This window comes from Planktothrix sp. FACHB-1355 (assembly GCF_014748295.1).
Lineage (GTDB): Bacteria > Cyanobacteriota > Cyanobacteriia > Cyanobacteriales > Aerosakkonemataceae > Aerosakkonema > Aerosakkonema funiforme_A.
On record NZ_JACJUP010000582.1, the window covers coordinates 1 to 4,182 of the forward strand.

Sequence of the window (4,182 nt, forward strand, 5' to 3'; positions counted from 1 at the left end):
CCCCACTCTTCCCCTAGCTAGATTACGTTTCATCACATTTTGAACCCCCGTCCCTTTAGGGCTGGGGTGGCTTCAGCGCCAAGTTTTCAAGATAGCTCGATCGCGTCCTCGGTATTTTGCCTCATAAAGCCCTAAATCGGCAACATGAATCAGCCGTTCGGCAGAAGTTTGCAGCGTCGGAACCGTAACAGCAATACCTAAACTTATAGTGACATAGGGACTGATTCTAGAATTGGCATGGGGAATTTGTTGCGATCGCACTCGATCGCGAATTTCTTCTGCCACTACAAGCGCCCCTTCAGCTTTAGTATTTGGCAGAATCACGGCAAATTCTTCGCCACCGTACCGCGCCACCAAATCCGCAGGACGGCGTACAGCCTGCTTAATAGCGTTAGCAACCTGCTTCAAACAATCATCTCCCGCTTGATGACCGTAGGTATCGTTGTATTGTTTGAAAAAGTCAATATCGCACAGAATCAAAGCTAAGGGTAATTGCTCGCGGTGAAGCCGACGCCACTCGCGATGCAGATATTCGTCAAAGCCTCGACGATTCGCCACTTGAGTTAAGCCATCCAAACAAGCTAAACGGTGTAGCTCTTTGTTTGCCGCTGCCAGTTTTTCAAATAGAGAAGCTTGTTGAATAGCGATCGCCAACTGAGTAGCCAATTGCTGCAACAAATTAATTTCAAACTGTTGCCATTCACGCACACAAGTGCATTGATGGGCAATCAAAAGCCCCCAGAGTTCTTCCCCATTAATCAAAGGCACAACCAGTTTAGCTTTAACTCCGAATTCTTTTACAAAGTCAGCCAAACAAGTTGCTACATAGGCATTTTCTATATCTGGAATAGCGCGTACCCTTCCCCGTCTGTACAGCTGATGGTAACTTTGGGGAAAGACTTCTTCGGGAAAAGTTCTGCCCAAAATCGCTTCACAATGGGAAACGACTGCTTCTGTCACCACGCTCCCCGTTCCCTCCGGCCATATGCGATAGATAACAACTCGATCGCACGAAAGTAATTGCTGCACTTCCAAAACAGCAGTATTGAGAATTTCCTCCAGATTGAGCGTGCCGCGAATGCGTTGAGTTATCGTCGCAACTACTCGCTCGCGATCCGCCTGCTGTCGAATGGCTTCTTCTACCAATTTACGCTCGGTGATATCTTCTGAAATGCCAGCTAAACGGTAAATTTGTCCAGAACGATCGCGAATGGCAAAACAGCGAGTGTTTATCCAGCAAATTGAACCGTCAGGACGCACAATGCGAAACTCATGACTGTGCCGACCCTCATCCCAGGCATTCATTCGTTCGTTCATACCTCTGACTACAAGTTCTCGATCGTCTGGATGGATACCATCGATCCATGACAGCGGTTGTTCGTACAAACTTTGGCAGGTGCGACCCCATATTTTTTCGTAAGCGGGACTTATGTAAAGAATCTGACGAGCATCAGCTGTGCATATCCAAAAAACTTCCTTGCTGTTCTCCGTCATTTGCCGAAATCGCTCTTCCGACTCCCGCAGCGCCTCTTGTGCTTGCATTCGCTCGGTAATGTCCAGAGTTATGCCATCCACAAGCACATCGCCATTGCTGTCCTTAGAAAAGCGGACGCTATCTTGAATCCACTTGATTTGGCCCGATCGGGTAACGATCCGGTACTGTTGAAATAAAGGCTGAAAGCTTACTATTGAAGCTGCGATCGACTCTTGAAATTTTGTACGATCGTCTGGATGAACGAGTTCCTGTAATAGTTTTGGATGCTCTAACACTTGCTGGGCATTCAGACCGGTAAGTTCGTACACTCCCGCACTAATAAAAACTAAATTCATCCTGCCGTCCGCATCCAAAACGGAGCGAAAAACGCAACCTGGAATATTGGCAGCGATCGCAGATAAACGCTGTTCGCTTTCGCGCAATGCTGCTTGTGCTTGCTTGCGATCGGTAATGTCTTCCGAAATACCTAATAAATACAGCGGTTTTCCCGATTCGTCGAGAATTGCTAACTTCTTCGTGTGCAGTATTCTGATCCCCTTGTTTTTTGTGTGGATACATTCTTCTGGAATATCCACAAGCTGCTTTTGTGCCAATAATTGGAGATCTTTTGCTCGGAAGAAATCTACTTCTTCTGGTGGGAAAAAGTCATAGTCGCTTTTGCCGATCAGCTCTTCTCTGGAATAACCGAGCAGTTCCTCACCCGCTTTGTTAAGACGCACAAATTTCAAATTTTCAGCATCCTTGACAAAGATCGTGTTGGGAATATTTTCCACAATCAAGTTAAGAAACGCTTCCGTCTCCCGTAGCGCTTCTTCCGATCGCACGCGCTCGGTTATATCTTGAACTAAGCAAGCAATACCGATGACATTGCCATCTGGAGCGATTAACGGCGTGCTGTACCACTCGCAAACGATAATTCTGCCATCTTTAGTCAGATTCTCTTTGGTGGTGCGAATGCCTCCTCGACTGACAAGCAGTTGCTCGATCTCGCCGTTAACCCGATCTTTTGCATTTGCGGGTATAATGAAATTGCCCGAAGAACCGATCGTTTCACTTTTGCTATAACCAAAAATTGCTTCGGCGGCGGGATTCCATTCCACAATTTCAAAATTAACGTTCCACTCAATTACAGCTAGGGGAGTTTGCTGTATGTGAAGCGAAAGTTTTTGTTCGGATTTAATCAAATCTTCTTGCGCCTGTTTGGTAGCAGTAATATCAACACAGGACCCGATATAACCAATAAAAGTGCCATCCGAATCGAAACGGGGAACGCCTTTATCTAAGATCCAACGGTATTCCCCATCCGCTCGTCTGAGGCGGTACTCGATCTCAAAGTTCTGGCGAAGTGCAAAAGCGGAAAAGTACGTATTCCAGCAAAGTTGAAAATCTTCTGGATGCACGCCTTCCATCCAACCATTGCCTATTTCTTCCTCCATAGTGCGTCCGGTAAAATCCAGCCAACTTTGATTCAAAAAGTCACAATTTCCATCTGTGCTGCTCGTCCACAGCAACAAAGGCGCACTATTTACTAAGTTGCGAAAGCGCTCTTCACTTTTGAGCAACTTTTTTTCCATCTGCTTGCGATCGGTTATATCAATGTAGCCTATAGCAACACCGTAATTTTTCAGAGGAATCGGAGCCGCAGTCACGCTAATCCAGCTAATCTCGCCACCTTCTTTCAAAATCCCCATTTCTACATTTTCAATTTTTTTATTTTCTGTTAACGCTCGCACGCTGGCAAATTCGGCTGGTGGCATTGGTATCCCATCCGGACGAATAATCTGCCATGCTTCGCTATTAAATTTTCGCAGCTTATGTTCTGCTTTCGATAATCCTAAAATTTTTTCAGATGCTGCATTAGCTTCTATTATATTTCCCGTTTTATCTGTTATTGAAATACCCAACGGGAATGTATCAAACAATATTTTGTACTTTTCTTCGCCTTCATTTAAGGCTTTTTCCGTCTGTTGGCACTGAGTAATATCCCGTCCGACAAACTGAAATTCTACCAGAGAATCTCGTTCATCAAATATGGCTCTGTATTTCCATTGCAGCCAACATATTTCGCCGTTTGCGTTCGGACTTCGGTGTGCGATCGCTGTCACCGGATTGGCTCGGTTTAGAGAAGCAATCTGATGAAGGAATTCTTCTACGTCCTCCTTTAAAAGGAATTCTATAAACTGAGTCCCGATTATCTCTTGGTGCTGCTTACCAAAGTAGCGACAGTAAGCTTCGTTGACGAAAGTAATAGTTCCATCTGGTGTAAATCGCACAATTTGTTCCGTGCTATCTTCAACGATCGCATTGTAGCGCTGCTCGCTCTGACGCAGTTTTTCCTCTAATCTTTGCAGTTCGCTTACCTCGATTTGCACTTGTCGATCGATTTCTATGAATTCGCCGGTGTCGTTTCCTACCGATTTCTCTAGATGGCAGCAGTATTTCTCCATTTGGAGAGTTTTTTTAGCCACCCCTACACGTTCGGTAATATCGCGCCAAACTACACCTATTGCCCCAGGACTGCCATCCGGATTGCAAATAGGCACTTTTTTTACTTCAAAAGTTTTAGTTGTACCGTCGGAGATGACAATATCTTTCCAACTATAGCGGATGCTTTCTTCCCAACTATCTCCTTCATATGGCTGGGCATTGTTAAAAAATATTTCGCGATATAATTGGCTGCGATCGGC

At 45.3% G+C, this 4,182-nt stretch carries 1 protein-coding gene; it reads right to left on the bottom strand.

The features are described from left to right. Positions 1 to 72: 72 nt before the first annotated feature. On the bottom strand, positions 73 to 4,182 hold a 4,110-nt coding region (locus H6S82_RS21085), incomplete at its 5' end, for a PAS domain S-box protein (protein ID WP_191056654.1).